Origin of the sequence: Chromohalobacter sp. HP20-39 (assembly GCF_033052815.1) — a bacterium.
Lineage (GTDB): Bacteria > Pseudomonadota > Gammaproteobacteria > Pseudomonadales > Halomonadaceae > Chromohalobacter.
In genome coordinates this window covers 1-268 of the sequence record NZ_JAWHTP010000730.1, presented here as the reverse complement: position 1 = coordinate 268, position 268 = coordinate 1, and the positions used below count along the sequence as shown (strand labels likewise).

The 268-nt window shown below is 65.7% G+C and carries 1 protein-coding gene; it reads left to right on the top strand.

Features of this window, described 5'->3' with window-relative positions; all coding sequences use genetic code 11:
• The coding region (locus RVY79_RS19875) for an MFS transporter (protein WP_317466294.1) at nucleotides 1-268 on the top strand (268 nt) is incomplete at both ends.

Sequence of the window (268 nt, the reverse complement as noted above, 5' to 3'; positions counted from 1 at the left end):
CCACCACCTGCGACTGGCGCATTTCCAGCTTGGGCTGGATGTTCACGTTGTTCTTCGTCTTCCTCGGCCTGTCTGCTGCGCTGTGGGGCGGCTGGCTGGAACGCGTCGGCCCGCGCAAGGCCGGTGTCGTGTCGGCGGTGTGCTGGTGCGGCGGCCTGCTGATCTCGGCACTCGGTATCCAAATGCATCAGCTCTGGCTGCTGTGGGTCGGCTCCGGCGTGATCGGCGGCATTGGCCTCGGGCTGGGCTACATTTCACCCGTATCGAC